The organism is Agrobacterium sp. (assembly GCF_032092815.1).
Classification (GTDB): domain Bacteria; phylum Pseudomonadota; class Alphaproteobacteria; order Rhizobiales; family Rhizobiaceae; genus Agrobacterium.
The window spans coordinates 56,165-72,003 of sequence record NZ_DAMDBP010000020.1; the positions used below are offsets into that span (position 1 = coordinate 56,165).

The following is a 15,839-nucleotide window of genomic DNA, read 5'->3' on the forward strand; positions in this document are numbered from 1 at the left end:
CGTCAAGCTCTCGGGTTCAGCTCAAGTCTCAGGCGTTGCCGAAGACGCGGGCGAAGATCGTATCGACATGCTTGGTGTGGTAACCGAGGTCGAATTTTTCGCGGATGACCTCTTCGGGGAGCGCAGCGCGCACTTCCTCGTCGCCCAGCAGTTCCTCAAGGAAGTCCGCACCCTGTTCCCAGACCTTCATGGCATTGCGCTGGACCAGACGATAGGCGTCTTCGCGCGATACGCCAGCCTGCGTCAGCGCCAGGAGAACGCGCTGCGAATGCACGAGACCACGGAACTTGTTCATGTTCTTCAGCATGTTGTCCGGGTAGATCACCAGCTTTTCGATGACGCCTGCCAGACGGTTCAATGCGAAGTCCAGAGTGACTGTCGTGTCGGGGCCGATGGCGCGCTCCACGGAGGAGTGGCTGATGTCGCGCTCGTGCCAGAGGGCAACGTTTTCCATGGCCGGGACGACCGACATGCGCACCAGACGGGCGAGGCCGGTGAGGTTTTCAGTGAGAACCGGGTTACGCTTGTGCGGCATGGCCGACGAGCCCTTCTGGCCGGGAGAGAAGAACTCTTCCGCTTCCAGAACTTCGGTGCGCTGCATGTGGCGGATTTCGATGGCGACGTTTTCAATCGACGAGGCGATGACGCCAAGGGTGGCGAAGAACATGGCGTGACGGTCACGCGGGATGACCTGCGTGGAAACCGGCTCGGGGATGAGTCCGAGCTTTTCGCAGACATGTTCCTCGACGCGGGGGTCGATATTGGCGAAGGTGCCGACAGCGCCGGAGATTGCGCCGGTGGCGATTTCGGCGCGGGCGTTCACGAGGCGCTCACGGTTGCGGTGCATCTCGGCGTAGAAGCGGGCGAAGGTGAGGCCCATCGTCGTCGGTTCGGCATGGATGCCGTGGCTGCGGCCGATGCGCACCGTGTTCTTGTGTTCGAAGGCCCGGGTCTTGAGAGCCGCGAGCACCCGGTCCATGTCGGCGAGCAGCAGATCGGCGGCGCGCACGAGCTGGATGTTGAGCGTGGTATCGAGCACGTCCGACGAGGTCATGCCCTGATGCACGAAGCGGCTGTCGGGACCGACGAATTCTGCGAGATGGGTGAGGAAGGCGATGACGTCATGCTTGGTGACGGCCTCGATCTCATCGATGCGGGCGACGTCGAAGGTGGCGCTGCCGCCCTTTTCCCAGATGGTCTGGGCTGCTGACTTCGGGATGACGCCGAGCTCGGCCAGCGCGTCACAGGCATGCGCCTCGATCTCGAACCAGATGCGGAATTTTGTTTCCGGCGACCAGATGGCGACCATTTCCGGCCGGGAGTAACGAGGGATCATGGCAATGACTTTCTTAGTAGAGGAAATTTGCTGCCCGTTTAGCAAAGTGTTCCGCTAATCTCAATCTATCAAGCTGCATGCCTACGCCGCTTGCGGTGCACGCCGGCAGAGCATTGCCCCTGCGGGCACGAGCGGAAGTGCGGCGAAGGGAAAATAAAGACCAAGTCCCAGAACGACGAACTGGTAGACTGCACCGAGCGACGTGAAAAGCTGCTGAAAAAACCAGATGCGGGAAAAGGTTGGCGCATGCCATTGCGCATAAAAGATGCGGTACTCGAACGCGAACAATGCTGCCGCCACGGCGAGCGTGAAGAAAGCGATTGCGAGACATGCTGTCGCAAGACGCAATGGTTGGGATTTTAAGGCAGGGAGAACGCGCAATGCTGCCAGCGCCAGCAGCCAGCCGAAAAATCCGCCCGTGAAGAAAAGCGTGATGATATCGGCGACGTGATCGGTTTCCAGCCTGTTACGGGCATAGAGGCCGATGGCGGCCGACGCCGCTGAACAAACGCTCCAGCCAAGCGCGCCAAGCAGAATGAACAATGCTGGAAGAGCCCTGTCGCGGAAATTCCGCCTGCCGCTTTCCATGACATTCCCCCCGACGCCTCGTTGTGCCGCATCCGGCTTTCCGCATTCGGCGGTGACGGATTACGCCCGTCCGGCTTCCGCGGCCGTGCGCAGGAGGGCGATCGTCTTGCGATAATCCTCCACGCCATCGCCTTTGAAGACTGCGGAGCCCGCTACCAATGCATTGGCGCCGGCGGCGATGATATCGCCTGCGGTCTGCGCCGTCACGCCGCCATCCACTTCCAGTTCGATCGGCCGCTGACCGATCATCGCCTTGGCTGCGCGGATCTTGTCGAGCATGGCGGGAATGAATTTCTGGCCGCCGAAGCCGGGATTGACGCTCATGATCAGCACGAGGTCGACATCATCGAGCACGTTTTCGATAACGGAAAGCGGCGTTGCCGGGTTGAGCGTGACGCCAGCCTTCAGGCCCAGTCCGCGAATGGTCTGGAGAGAGCGGTGCAGGTGGGGGCCGGCCTCCGCATGCACCGTGATGCTGTCACAGCCGGCCTTGGCAAAGGCTTCGAGATAGGGATCGACGGGGGCGATCATCAAATGGCAATCGAAGAAGGCATTGCTGTGCGGCCGAAGCGCCTTGATGACATCAGGCCCGAAGGAAATGTTCGGCACGAAATGCCCGTCCATGACATCGAGATGAATCCAGTCCGCGCCGGCCTCGGTGACATCGGCGACTTCCTGTCCGAGCTTGGCGAAATTGGAAGCCAGGATCGACGGTGCTATCCGGATGGGCAGGGACATGGGCAAACTCCTCTCGACGCGTTGCGTAAGTTTGCCTTTAACACCATGCATCGGGGTTTGAAACGGTCAGCGGTGAGGTTGCTGATGGTTTTCCGCTGCCGCTCCGCGAATTTGTCCCGGTGCTGGCTGCAGCTACTGCCTTTCGGCTTTGTCCGCCGGTTCGAAGCGCTGGCCGTTCCAGCGCTGCAGGCGGTAGGGATTGTCCGAAAGCTCATGCGACGGGTTGAATGCGAGATCGCCAATCACGGTTTTGAAGGCCGTGCCGGACGCCAGTATCTCCGGCGCCGGTTTCGACTGCGCCTGGGCCGCTTCCGCCAGCGCCGCCGTCAGTTCGGTGGCGGCATAGGCTGGAAGAACGTAACCTTCGGGTTCGATGCCTGCGGCGCGCAGTTCGCCGGCCGCCGCCTGCGCCGAAGGCAGTGTGTCATAGGCCGGGCGCGTGATGGCCATCACGTTCGCAGCCAGCGCGAGGGGGGTGTTGGCGGCGTTCAGCGTATCGCCGCCCAGAATGGTGAGCGGAAAATTCTCTGAAGCGGCGTCCCGTGCCACGACGGCGATATCGTTTCGTTCCGCGCCGATGAAGACATGGGTAATGCCGGTGCGCGCCAGCCGGCGCACAAGCGCCACCTGCTGTTCCTGATTGGGTCGCATCGTATCGGCAAAGGTGGGCTTCAGCCCGTTTTCCTCCAGCGTAGAGCGGATACGGTCCACCAATTCGCGGCTGTAGATCGTGCCGTCATCCACGAGCCCGATCGGGTGGCCTTTCCAGTCGCGAAGAATGACTTCCGCAGCCCTTGCCGATTCGGCCCGATCCGATGGGGCGAGGCGAAAAAGCGGCCAGCCATATTTCAGCGCGTCCTCCATCAGGATGGGTGCGCGGCTGGAAAGCGTGATGGCCGGAATGGCCGCGGCCTTGAGCGGCGGCAGAACGTCCTGAAGCGTTTCCGTGCACAGGAAGCCGATCGCGGCGCTGACTTTCGCCGCCACGAGGCCATCGGCAATCGCGCCGCCACTGCCGTCTTCGCAGCTCTCGTGAATCTCCACGACATCCAGGCCGAGTTTTGCGGCTGCCGCCTTGGCGCCCTGCCGGACCTGTTGCCCGAGAAGCTCGTAGGGGCCGCTCTGCGGGGCAACGATCCCGATCGATGCCGCGCTTGCTGAACCCGCAAAGGCAAAACCGGCGATGATCGTTAGCAGGCGAAGTGAAAGCATGACGTGATCGAAATCCTGTTGTCCCGATCTGATGTTTATCGGCACCAATCGGTTTTCCAAAGGAAAAATCGCCGGTCGTCCATCATAATCGCACGCTGGCGCCTGGACTGCGGCGGCTTGGCTTCGATGTCGGGCGATCCGAATGACGAGATGGACGCGGCATCTTGTGGTTGTTGCCGTCGGCCGATAATGGTGCCTCGCGGCCATACCGCAGCGCTGCTCTTTTTCGCCCCGATATCTTCTTTCTGTACCGCTTTACTGAAGAAGTATTTCATAAGTCCGCCACGTGCCGTTTTACTTCATAAAACTATTACAAGTGGCGCGTATAAGCACACTCCAGCGAAGGCCTTGTTGCTGATTATGCCTTTTGCAGTGCACGTTATAAATCTGCACATTTTATTTTCATATCTGTAATTTATTGATATCTAAGTTTAATATAGAAACCTTCTAATTCCCCACCTCTTTTTCGCCATGTTTTTTTCGCATTTGCGAGAAGAATTGCTTGACGGAAAGTAAATGATTGGCTTAGATGGAATTGTTTCAGGGGACGACTGAAATTGGCTGTAAAAAGCCTCGGAAAGTGTTCCGATCATAAGCGCTGCCAGACTATATTCGCTTCTATATTCTATTTTTTTTATTACGTATAAACCGCTTCAGGAAACTGGGGCGGTTTTTTACATAGCTCTAATTTAAGCAATTTAAAATTGAATTCGGAGAACTTTACGCAAAGCCATTCTCTCGCGATAAGCGTTCTAGAAAAGAAATGGCGTGGATTAAGCGTGCCGTTGTCCGAAATTCTGGCTTCGACCCAATCTGATCCGCCGTTTTCGATTTTGAAAATTCCGCATCCGACGTCATTATTCGACGCCCGGGGCTGCCCCAGCATTATTTCAGGGCGGCCAGAGCGTCCTTTGCAAAGGCGGAGATCGGCTCAGGAAGTTTGTCGAGATCGAACCAGTCGATGGCGGAGAGCTTATCCGGCTCCGTAAGCGAAGGCTGACCCGTTGTGTCGCGGGTGACGAAGATCAGGGAGACCCAGTGATGGCGGTCTACTGCGTCGATAAATTCGCTATGGCAGAGAAATTCGACGTGGCCGATCGTCAGCCCGGTCTCTTCCTCGGCTTCGCGCCGCGCCGCGGCTAGCGACGTTTCGAGATGATCGACTTTGCCGCCAGGGATGCTCCAATACCCGGCTTCCGGCGCTTTCATGCGCCGGCATAAAAGGAGGCGGCCTTCACGCAAAATGACAAGGCCCACGCCGACGCCCGGAAAATCGAGGCCCGGCTTGATGGTCGACGTCATCGTGTCCATTGCTGTGGTCAGGCCTTGGCGTTGGCCACGATCAGCATGAAGGCGGGAATGTCATCGCCGAAGCCAACCGGTGTCGGGCCATCGTCATGGTCGCGATAGTGGCGGCGACGGTCGCGGTTGTCGTCATTGGCGTGCAGCTGATTGCGACTGTTGCGGTCGGAATTGCGCGGGGCCTTTTCCTGCTTGCGTTCTGCTTTCACCTTGTCGTCTCCATGAGCCGCGATATCTGCGTCCGCAGCGGATTGTGCGCCCTGATTGATGTTTTCGACCGGTGCGGCGTCCCGGCGGTTACGGTCGCGGCCTCTGCCGCCCCGTTCCTTGCCCCGACGGCCAGAATTGCTTTCAAAGCTTTCCATCGGCGCGGGGAGGGTGGAGAGATCACCGTTCAGCCACTCGATCTTTTCGCCGATCAGCTTTTCGATGGCGTCGAGATATTTGGTGTCGCTTCTGGTGACGATGGTGAAAGCCTTGCCCGAGCGGCCGGCACGGCCGGTGCGGCCGATGCGGTGAACATAGTCTTCCGAATGAATGGGAATATCGAAGTTGAAGACGTGGCTGACATCGGGGATATCAAGCCCGCGTGCGGCGACGTCCGAGGCGACGAGCAGCTTCAGATTGCCGTCCTTGAAGTTCTGCAGCATCGTCGTGCGCGAACGCTGGTCCATGTCGCCATGCAGCGCGCCGACGGAAAAGCCGTGGCGGTCGAGCGAACGGAAAAGATCGGCCACATCCTTCTTGCGGTTGCAGAAGATGATGGCGTTCTTGAGTTCAGCCTCTTCGGCGCGGACGAGATCGCGCAGGACGGCGCGCTTTTCGTAGTCCTTGTTATGGGCGGCGACGATGCGCTGGGCAACGGTCTTTGCAGTAGAGGAGGGCTTGGCGACCTCGACACGGACGGGGTTCTGCAGGAAGCGATCAGCCAGCTTCTGTATTTCCGGCGGCATGGTGGCCGAGAAGAACAGCGTCTGGCGGGTAAAGGGGATCATCTTGGCGATGCGCTCGATGTCAGGAATGAAGCCCATGTCGAGCATGCGGTCGGCTTCGTCGATGACAAGGATTTCCACGCCGGTCATCAGCAGCTTGCCGCGTTCGCAATGGTCAAGAAGGCGGCCAGGGGTGCAGATCAGCACATCGGCGCCACGTTCCAGCTTGCGGTCCTGGTCTTCGAAGGAAACACCGCCGATCAGGAGGGCGACGTTCAGCTTGTGATTCTTGCCGTATTTCTCGAAATTCTCCGCCACCTGTGCCGCAAGCTCGCGCGTCGGCTCGAGGATCAGCGTGCGCGGCATTCTGGCGCGTGCGCGGCCCTTCTCAAGCAGGGTCAGCATCGGCAGAACGAATGACGCGGTTTTGCCCGTGCCGGTCTGTGCGATACCGCAGATATCACGCTTTTCCAGCGCCGGCGGAATGGCGCCAGCCTGAATGGGTGTCGGCGTCGTGTAGCCGGCATCTGCAATAGCGGAAAGAACTTTTTGGCTCAGGCCAAGATCAGAGAATGTTGTCAAAGGAAGAACTTTTTCCGTTCTGGTTCGGTAAGAACACCTGCGTGCCGCGACGGCACTTGCAAAGACTTGGCGCGGGGATATGCCCAAATTGCCGGAAAGTCAAGGAAACAACGGGAAAAGCGCGTTAAACGTGCCGCTTGCGGCTGGGCTTTTAAGCCTCAGGCGTGGTTTTTTGGGATTTATCGTTAAAAGAGCAAAAAAAGCGTTAAAACCGAGACGCTATTTCAAATAGGTTTTAAGCTCTGCCCCGGCGATCAGAAACCGCATCGGATCCACGGGCGTATCGTTGCGGCGCACTTCATAATGCACGTGCGGACCGGTGGAACGGCCGGTGCTGCCGGCGCGGCCGATTACGTCGCCGGCTTCGACCCGGTCGCCGGCCTTGACCAGAATGGCGGAGAGATGGCCGAATCGGGTGGAGACGCCCTGGCCGTGATCGATCTCGACCATATTGCCGTAACCGCCGGAATTTTCCGCCACCGTCCCCTTTCCAGCGCCGGTGGATTTGACGTCTGCGCCGGTTTCGGCACGAAAATCGATGCCGGTATGTAGCGCCGGGCGGCCGAGAAACGGATCCATCCGATTGCCGAATCGACTGGTGATCGCCCTGCCGGGTGCCGGGTTGCCGAAGGGCAGGGTCGTCGCCGTTTCCCTGACGACGTCCAGCCGGTTGAGAGCGGTGTCGAGATTGGTCAGCGACAGGCTGAAGGGATCGGTTTCGCCGCGCTCTGGCTCCGCATAGGGTCCGCCCATGTCGGCGGTGCCGCTCTCATCGATCTTGAGCCCGGCCTGGCGGATAATGTCCTGCATCGCGCTCGCCTTGTCTTCGGCGTCGCTCGTCAGTTGCGCTATCCGCGATATCTGCTGGCGCTCGATGTCCTTCAGCGACAGAGTTACCTTTGAAAATACGCGATCGGCGCGGTCCGAGGGCGTCTCGCCGCCTTCCGGCTGGTAAGCAGCCCGTCTGTCGTTCGCGGTGGGTTGTTCCGGCTGTGGTGCGCGCGGTGTCATCAGCTTTTCGATCGCCGAGAGACCGCCCGACAGATCGGCGCGCTTTTCCGGCGCCATGGCGTTTGAAAGGGACGAGGGTGCTGTCGGCGACGTCGCGACGCCGGAGTTTTCCGCGCGTTCCAGCAGTTCGCTCATGCGGCCGTGCCGCGAGGTCAGCGCCGCCTGCTGTTGCAGAAGCTTTTCCACTTTCTTTTCAACGACCTGCTGATCCAGCAACTGCCTGGAGGTGACGCGGTCCACCTGGGCTCTCAGGGCTGCGATGCGGTCTTCGTAATCGTTCTGAATGCGGGTCTGGCGCGCCATTGTCGCGCCGATCAGGTCGTCCCGCAGGATAAGGTAGCCGGTGGCGCCGAGATAACCGAGCGAAAAAAGGCCGATCGTGCAGCCGGCAAGCGCCGCCATCCACGGCCGGATGGTCATGTGCCGCACCTTGTCGCCGCGCGCGAGAATGAGCACGTGCGGCTCACGCTTTTTGCCAAATACCCGGTTTTCCGCCGTATCAGTCACAATCTCTCTCCGGACTAGCCGATTTCTTGAAGGAAATCATAATTCGTTAAGGTTAACGAAGTTTTGCCGGAGTAGAGTTTCGGCAGCGTCGGCTACTGGCTGACGGATGTGAGCGAGCGGTAAAAGGATGGCGTCAGGCCGGCCTCGGCGCGGGCAACGTCATTAAAGGGCGGTTTCAAAGGGCCGCGGAAATTGGCGCGCACCAGTTGCCTGAAGGTTGCGGCCGGATCCTTCTTCTCACGGGCACAGAGGAACCGGAACCATTTTGCACCGATGGCGACGTGGCCCTTTTCGTCATTATAGATGACGTCCAGAACGGCGGCGCTTTCGAGATCGCCGGTTTCGCGCATCTTCGCCTGCAGGGAAGGGGTGACGTCCAGTCCGCGCGCTTCGAGGATGAGCGGCACGACGGCAAGCCGTGCGGTGAGATCGTTGCGGGTGGAATGCGCCGCCTGCCACAGCCCGTCATGGGCGGGCAGATCGCCATAGTCTGCACCGAGGCTTCTCAGCCGGTCGCGCACCAGCCGGAAATGTTTTGCCTCTTCGAAGGCGACCTGCATCCAGCCATCGAAAAAGGAATGCGGCACCGGCTCGCTGGCATAACGGGCGACAATGTCGAGCGCGAGATCGACGGCGTTGAGTTCGATATGGGCAATGGCGTGCAGCAGCGCGATACGGCCCTTGACGCTGTTAAGCGAGCGGCGTTCCACTGCGGTCGGCGGAACGAGTTCCGGCTTTTCCGGCCTGCCCGGGCGCTCTGGCAGGGGCGGGTCCAGCGGAGAGCGCAGCGACAGGCGGCGCTCCAACCACCGTGTCGCCGTCTCCTGTGCGAGCGCGGTCTTCCTGTCGAGATCGGCGCTTGCGATAGCATCCGTCGCACCACCGCGCAGCGACATGATTTTGAACGGGGGCATCACAACGGGTTGGTCCCTCAGAGTTTCTTCGCTGCGTCGAGAACGGCTTGGGCATGGCCGGCGACCTTCACTTTGTTCCAGATCTCCGCGATCTTGCCGTCCGGTCCAACGAGGAATGTGGTGCGTTCGACACCCATGTATTTTTTCCCATACATGCTTTTTTCCTTCCAGACGCCATAGGCTTCCAGAACCTTCCTCTCCTCGTCAGACGCGAGCATGACGGAAAGCGAATGTTTTGCCGCAAACTTGTCGTGGCTTTTGACGCTGTCGGGCGAAATGCCGATGACAACCGTGTTGGCCGCTTCGAATTCACCGCCCAGCGCGCTGAAATCGATCGCTTCGGCGGTGCAGCCGGACGTGTCGTCCTTGGGGTAGAAATAAAGAACGACGGCCTTGCCTTGGAGTTTGGACAATGTCACCGTCCCTTCACCGTTGCGGGGCAAAGTGAAATCGGGAGCCGGGCCGCCAATCGTCAAGTCTGTCATAATCTACCTTTCTTTCGCCGGGATGTTGAGTGAAAGTTGCCACATTCGATATATAGCGAAACCGCGCGTCGTCCAGATCACGATTGGGATTTCAGATCGTTTCGACCTCAAATCCCAACCGTGATCCGGGTTAAGGAATTTGAGCGGGATTCCAGACGAGGACCGCTTACACTTTTCGCCATCCCGCTCCGGTGTTGCGGCGAAACAAGAGCTATTCAGGGGCAAATACGGGCGTATGGCTGAAGTCAGGGGTGAAAAGGTCAAGTTCGGCAGGCGCGATATCGTTGCGCTGCACGATCTGCCTTCGGCTCAGGCCGAGGATCCCATCATCGTGCATTGCCCGCCGCCGCGTTCCATGGCGCGTGCTTTCCTCAAGGTTTTCGCGGCTCTTTTCGTGCTCGCCTTCCTCTCCATCGGCGGCATCATTCTTTCCGTCGAGACCGGTTCGATTGACAATGCGCTGTCCAGCCAGGCGCAGCAGGCGCTGGAACGGGCGCTCGGACCGCATTACAGCGCGCGAATCGGATCATCGGCGATCAGGTTCTCCACCGGACTGCGCCTTGCGCTGGTGGCGGAGGATGTGGATATCGTCGAGAAGGAATCCGGCCAGCATCTGAGCAGGGCGCGGGCGATCGGCATGGCGCTCGATCCCCTCGCGCTTCTGGCGGGTCGCGTGTCGGTGGAGAGCCTAGAAGCCGACGGGATGGAGCTGGATACGGCGCTTTTGCCCAAGGGCAACGGGTTCGATCTTGCCAGCGTCAAGCTCGACGCCGTGCCGCTGCAATTGCAGGAAGCCTTCGGGCAGCTCGACAAGCTGGCACAGGCTTTCCTGAGCAGCGGAACCGAGGAAATCGATATTTCCAGCGTCTCCGTTCATCTGCCACCGGGCGAACTGGGAAAGCCGCGCACCATCGAGGTGCGGGAACTGTCGCTGACGCCAGACCAGCAGGGCGGCTATTCGCTTGACGGGGAAACGCTGTTCAACGGCGAAATCGCCAGCGTGTCACTCAAGACCTCAGGTGCGGGCGGCGTGATCGACGGTTTCCAGGCCCGTATCGATGGCTTCGACATTGGCCCGTTTCTGGAAAAATACGATCCGGACGGCAACCTCCATGAGGGGCTGAATGTCAAGACGGGCATCAACATCGTTGCCCGCCGGGCCAAGGAGGGGCTGGAGCCGCGTCTCGACATCTCGCTCGGCCTCGGTAACGGCACGCTTCGGATCGGCGGCGAGGCCCAGCCCTTCACGGCCGGCACTGTGAACGCGCGCTACGATTTCGCAAAAAGCACGCTTGTCATCGACAACTCGCGGGTGGAACTTGGACGCACGATCATTCCGGTCGTCGGCGTAATCAGCGATACGGAGGAGGGTTTTGGTCTGTCCCTCCGCATCGACGATGCGGTTGCTTCGTCCGAAGCCTCGGGCGAGGCCCCGGTTCCTTTCAGCCTGAAGGCGGACGGTCACTTCACGGCCGCGACGAAGCAACTCGACGTTTCATCGCTTTATGTCACAAGCCCACTCGGAGACATGGCGGGATCGCTGAAAATGCGGTTCGGCGAAGGGTCGCCCGAAATCAGCTTCGGCGGACAGATACCGAAGATGGAGGCCACGGCGGTCAAGCAGCTCTGGCCTTTCTGGATGGCGCACAAGCCGCGCGACTGGGTGGTTTCCAATCTTTATGGCGGCACGGTCACCAATGGCTCGATCGCAATCTTCATCCCGCAGGGCCGGATGTGCGGTCCCGGTTGCCCGCTGGTGCTCGGCGAGAGCGAAATGCAGATTCGTTTCGACATTGACGATACGCGTCTCAACACCACCGGCGACATTCCGCCCCTGCGTGATGTCGATGCGCATTTCGATCTCGTAGGCGGCAAGATGGCCGTCGAAATCAGGCGGGCGACGTCCTATTTCCCGTCCAACCGTTCGCTGGCGCTTGAGAACAGCCGGTTCGTGATTTCCTCGGTTTATGACAAGCCTCTGCTTGGAAATCTCGAACTCAGCGTATCGGGCTCCGCAGACGCCGTAGCGGAGCTTGCGACACTGAAGCCGATCAACGCGCTCAAGGACACGCAGTTCAAGCCGGAGGATTTCGCCGGCGATGTGCAAGCCAATGCGAAACTGACCATCGGCCTGCTTTCCAGCCAGAACCCGCCACCGCCGGTGTGGACGGCCGATCTCGATCTGAAAAACCTGTCGCTGACGAAACCCTTCGCCGGCCACAAGGTCACGGCGCTGGACGGCTTCATGACGTTGAACGACCGTCAGCTCCTGCTTCAGGGCAAAGGCCGCGTCGATGACGTGCCGATGGATATCGAGATGACGGAGCCCGTGCGCAAGAACAGCGGTGTGGCTCCCACCCTGTCCCTGAAGGCCACGTTGACCGAAACACAGGTCGCCAAACTCGCGCCGGAGCTGTCCTCGGTTCTCGGCGGCACAACCGTTTTGGAGATCGACGGTGCCGATCCCAAACGCCAGGACGTAAGGCTCGATCTGACCAAGGCGTCGATCATTCTTCCGGGGCTTGGCTGGAGCAAGGGCATCGGCATTCCGGCAAAAGCCGCCTTTACCATGGAAGTGGCGGACGGTCGTACCGCAATCACGGATTTTTCCCTCGATGGCGATGGTTTCGGCGCCGCCGGCGACATTGCCTTCAACAAGAGCGGTCTGATCTCGGCCGATCTCAGCCGCGTGCAGCTTTCGCCCTCCGATAATTATGCCGTTTCGTTGGCTGCTTCGAAAAACGGCTATATTATCAATGCTTCCGGAAAATCCGCGGATCTAAGGCCTTTCCTGTCGAAGCTGCGCAGTCCCGCCGGCGGTGGCGATGGTACGTCTCGTTCGCAGCCATCTCTTTCCATCAAGGCGCAGTTTGACAAGGTCTACGGGTTCAACGATGAGATCCTTGCCAATGTCAATTCCGATGTCAGCGTGCGTGACGGCAAGGTGCGCTCGATCGATTTTCGCGGCGTGACCGGCAACGGACAGGCGGTGGTCGCGCAGACCACCAATCGCGGCGCGACGGGGACTGTGACATTGACCAGCAGCGATGCGGGTTCGCTCGCGCGGTTTGCCAATATCTACAGCCGCATTCGTGGCGGCCTTCTCAACCTAGCACTGACGACCGCCAATGGCAGCGACTGGAGCGGCTCGCTGGATCTGCGCAATTTCTCGGTGGTCAACGAGGCCAAGTTGCAGGACATCGTCGCAACGCCCACGGGCGAGGATGGCAGGAGCCTCAACAATGCGGTCCGCCGCAACATCGATGTCAGTTCGGAGAAGTTCCAGCGCGGCTTTGCTCGGGTTGTGTATGTCAACGGTTCGATCGCGGTGGAAAACGGGGTTGTGCGCGGTGAACAGATCGGCGCAACGTTTCAGGGGCTGCTGAAGGATCAGAATGGCCGCATGGACATGACCGGCACCTTCATGCCCGCCTACGGGCTGAACCGGCTGTTCGGCGAGTTGCCCTTTATCGGCATCTTCCTCGGCAACGGGCGCGACCGCGGCCTGCTCGGCATTACCTTCAAGCTTTCCGGCCAGACGGACCAGCCGAAGCTGACGATCAACCCGCTGTCGCTGATTGCGCCCGGTGTTTTCAGGCAGATTTTCGAGTTCCAGTAAAAAGGGCCGCTTTCGCGGCCCTCAATGACAGGTTCGGTGTGGGCGTCAGGCCGGGCGAACCAGCACGTGCTTCTTCTTGCCTACCGACAGCTTGATGACGCCATCACTGGTCACTTCGCCGGTGCCGATCATCTGGCGCTCGTCGGAAACGCCCTGATCATTGATCTTCACCGCACCGCCCTGAACGTGGCGGCGGGCCTCGCCATTCGAACCGGCGAGACCTGCGCGGACGATGAGCGAGAGGACGCCGACGCCAGCTTCAAGTTCGGAGGCCGGAACCTCGATGGAAGGCAGGTTTTCGGCCAGCGCGCCCTCTTCGAAGGTCTTGCGCGCCGTTTCCGCGGCTTCTTCCGCAGCGGCACGGCCGTGCAGGATCGCGGTTACCTCGGTCGCCAGAATTTTCTTGGCCTCGTTGATTTCCGATCCACCGAGCGTAGCCAGACGGGCGATCTCTTCCATCGGCAGGGTCGTGAAGAGCTTGGCGAAGCGAACGACGTCGGCATCTTCGGTGTTGCGCCAGTATTGCCAGAAATCATAGACCGGCAGCAGGTCCTTGTTCAGCCACACGGCGCCCGAGGCCGACTTGCCCATCTTCGCACCCGAGGAGGTGGTCAGAAGCGGAGAGGTCAGCGCGTAAAGCTGCGGTGTCCCCATGCGGTGACCCAGGTCGATGCCGTTGATGATGTTGCCCCACTGGTCAGAGCCGCCCATCTGCAGGCGGCACCCCGTGCGCTGGTTCAGTTCCACGAAATCGTAGGCCTGCAGGATCATGTAGTTGAATTCGAGGAAGGACAGCGACTGCTCGCGATCGAGGCGTGTCTTCACGCTGTCGAAGGACAGCATGCGGTTGACCGAGAAGTGGCGGCCGACGTCACGCAGGAATTCGAGATAGTTCAATCCGCGCAGCCAGTCGGCATTGTTGATCATCAGCGCCGGGTTGCCGGGACGGTCGTAATCGAGGTAGTTGGCGAAGACGTGCTTGAGCGAGGTGATGTTCTCCTCGATCATGTCGATCGTCATCAGCTTGCGGGCCTCTTCCTTGAAGGAGGGGTCGCCTACCATGCCGGTGCCGCCACCCATCAGCGAGATCGGCTGGTGGCCGGTCTGCTGCAGCCAGTGCAGCATCATGATCTGGGTGAGGTGGCCGACATGCAAACTCGAGGCCGTCGGGTCATAGCCGATATAGGCGGTCACGGTTTCCTTGGCGAACAATTCGTCGAGACCTGCCTCGTCGGAGATCTGGTGAATGAAGCCGCGCTCATCGAGCGTGCGGAGGAAATCGGACTTGAACCTGGACATAACCTTTTACTTTCTGGTTTGATCTTTACGGCCATCGAAAACCGGTGACCGTCGCGGCTTTATCATTGTTTTTTGAAATGTGCACCCGTTTCGGCCATGAATGTCGGGATTCAAGGTCAGCATGATTCGAGATTGCGGGAGAGCGGCAGGTGGGCGAGGTGAAAACGGCAATCGGACTGATGAGCGGCACGTCGATGGACGGCATCGATATCGCGCTTCTGCGTACCGATGGCGAGAGCGTGGTGCGGCATGGGCCAAGCGGCTATTTTCCCTATGATCCCGGCCTGCGGGCCATCTGGCAGAAGGCGCTGGTCACCGCCAAATCCATCCGTGAACGGCACGAACGCCCCGGAGATCTTGATGAGGCAGAGCGCAAGCTGACGCTTGCCCATGCGGCGGCGGTGAAATCCTTTCTCCATCGTCACCGGCTTCTGCCCGGTGAAATCGATGTCATCGGTTTTCATGGCCAGACGGTGCTGCACCGGCCGGATGATGCGCTGACGGTGCAGATCGGTGACGGACCCTTGCTAGCTGAAGAAACCGGTATCGATGTTGTTTACGATATGCGCGCCAATGACATGGTGCATGGCGGGCAGGGCGCGCCGCTCATTCCGGCCTATCACATGGCGCTGTCTGCCAACCTACCTGACGGGTTTGAGACGCCTGCGGTCTTCGTCAATATCGGCGGTATCTCCAACCTCACCTTCATCGGTGAATCTGGCCAGCTTGCCGCTTTCGATAGCGGCCCCGGCAATATGCTGATCGACCAGTGGATCGAGGCCCATACGGGCAAGGCCTTCGACAAAGGCGGCAGGACGGCGGCGGGTGGCAGCGTCGTTGCCTCGCTGGTGGCGCGTTATATGGAAAGCCCGTTCTTTTCCGGTAATATTCGCCGTTCGCTGGATCGCAGCGATTTTGCGCCCCCGGAAAAGGGTGAGCTCTCGCTGGCCGATGGTGCACGGACTTTGGCGCATCTGACGGGGGCCGCCATTCTGAAGTCGGCAAGCTATCTGCCGGAGGCGGCGAAGACCTATGTGGTCTGTGGTGGCGGTCGGCTCAATCCGGTGATCATGGCGGAGTTTGCAGAACTTGCCGCCAAGGTCGGTGCGCGGGTGATTGCGGCTGAAGAGGCGGGGTTCGATGGCGGCGCGATGGAGGCGGAGGCCTGGGCCTATCTGGCCGTTCGGTCGCTGAAGGGGTTGCCGCTGACCTATCCCGGTACGACGGGGGTGAAGGAGCCGGTGACGGGTGGGGTTTTGGTGAAGGTTTAATAGAAGACGGTGGATGTGGCTTACCCCCCTCTGCCCTGCCGGG

Annotated in this window: 13 protein-coding genes; 2 read left to right on the forward strand and 11 right to left on the reverse strand. The window is 60.0% G+C overall.

The window, feature by feature from the left end:
* Positions 1-28: 28 nt before the first annotated feature.
* From purB to bcp, 10 genes are all read right to left on the reverse strand, one after another.
* On the reverse strand, positions 29-1,336 hold the full coding sequence (gene purB / locus RT613_RS13790; RefSeq protein ID WP_004442427.1) for an adenylosuccinate lyase: 1,308 nt from the start codon (positions 1,334-1,336) through the stop codon (positions 29-31).
* A gap of 81 nt (positions 1,337-1,417) precedes the next feature.
* Positions 1,418-1,924 carry a hypothetical protein gene (locus RT613_RS13795; protein ID WP_072494577.1) on the reverse strand — a complete coding sequence of 169 codons (507 nt, stop codon included), beginning with the start codon at positions 1,922-1,924 and terminating at the stop codon, positions 1,418-1,420.
* Between the two features lie 60 nt (positions 1,925-1,984).
* Entirely contained in the window at positions 1,985-2,662 is a 678-nt protein-coding gene (gene rpe / locus RT613_RS13800) for a ribulose-phosphate 3-epimerase (RefSeq protein WP_004442425.1), read from the reverse strand.
* Positions 2,663-2,794: 132 nt separating this feature from the next.
* Positions 2,795-3,922, reverse strand: a complete 1,128-nt coding sequence (locus RT613_RS13805; RefSeq protein WP_313616171.1) for an ABC transporter substrate-binding protein — start codon at positions 3,920-3,922, stop codon at positions 2,795-2,797.
* Positions 3,910-4,149: a hypothetical protein gene (locus RT613_RS13810; protein WP_080822942.1), complete on the reverse strand. Its 240-nt coding sequence runs from the start codon at positions 4,147-4,149 to the stop codon at positions 3,910-3,912. The genes RT613_RS13805 and RT613_RS13810 overlap by 13 nt, the downstream gene beginning before the upstream one ends.
* 610 nt (positions 4,150-4,759) lie before the next feature.
* On the reverse strand, positions 4,760-5,185 hold the full coding sequence (locus tag RT613_RS13815) for an NUDIX domain-containing protein (RefSeq protein ID WP_004442420.1): 426 nt from the start codon (positions 5,183-5,185) through the stop codon (positions 4,760-4,762).
* Between the two features lie 8 nt (positions 5,186-5,193).
* On the reverse strand, positions 5,194-6,690 hold the full coding sequence (locus RT613_RS13820; RefSeq protein WP_072494576.1) for a DEAD/DEAH box helicase: 1,497 nt from the start codon (positions 6,688-6,690) through the stop codon (positions 5,194-5,196).
* Positions 6,691-6,909: 219 nt separating this feature from the next.
* Positions 6,910-8,208, reverse strand: a complete 1,299-nt coding sequence (locus tag RT613_RS13825) for a M23 family metallopeptidase (protein WP_313616174.1) — start codon at positions 8,206-8,208, stop codon at positions 6,910-6,912.
* Positions 8,209-8,300: 92 nt separating this feature from the next.
* Positions 8,301-9,122 carry a ferritin-like domain-containing protein gene (locus RT613_RS13830; protein ID WP_080822941.1) on the reverse strand — a complete coding sequence of 274 codons (822 nt, stop codon included), beginning with the start codon at positions 9,120-9,122 and terminating at the stop codon, positions 8,301-8,303.
* A 17-nt stretch (positions 9,123-9,139) separates the two neighbouring features.
* Complete coding sequence (bcp, locus tag RT613_RS13835) at positions 9,140-9,607, reverse strand: thioredoxin-dependent thiol peroxidase (protein WP_004442409.1); 468 nt, start codon at positions 9,605-9,607, stop codon at positions 9,140-9,142.
* A gap of 235 nt (positions 9,608-9,842) precedes the next feature.
* Between bcp and RT613_RS13840 the strand changes: the two genes are divergently transcribed.
* Positions 9,843-13,226, forward strand: a complete 3,384-nt coding sequence (locus RT613_RS13840; protein WP_072494573.1) for a DUF3971 domain-containing protein — start codon at positions 9,843-9,845, stop codon at positions 13,224-13,226.
* A gap of 45 nt (positions 13,227-13,271) precedes the next feature.
* On the opposite strand, the gene tyrS is transcribed toward RT613_RS13840, so the two are convergent.
* Entirely contained in the window at positions 13,272-14,525 is a 1,254-nt protein-coding gene (gene tyrS, locus RT613_RS13845; RefSeq protein WP_080822940.1) for a tyrosine--tRNA ligase, read from the reverse strand.
* Between the two features lie 149 nt (positions 14,526-14,674).
* Between tyrS and RT613_RS13850 the strand changes: the two genes are divergently transcribed.
* The gene (locus RT613_RS13850) at positions 14,675-15,796 is read left to right on the forward strand and encodes an anhydro-N-acetylmuramic acid kinase (protein WP_313616176.1); all 1,122 of its coding nucleotides are present in this window, start codon (positions 14,675-14,677) and stop codon (positions 15,794-15,796) included.
* Positions 15,797-15,839 lie beyond the last annotated feature (43 nt).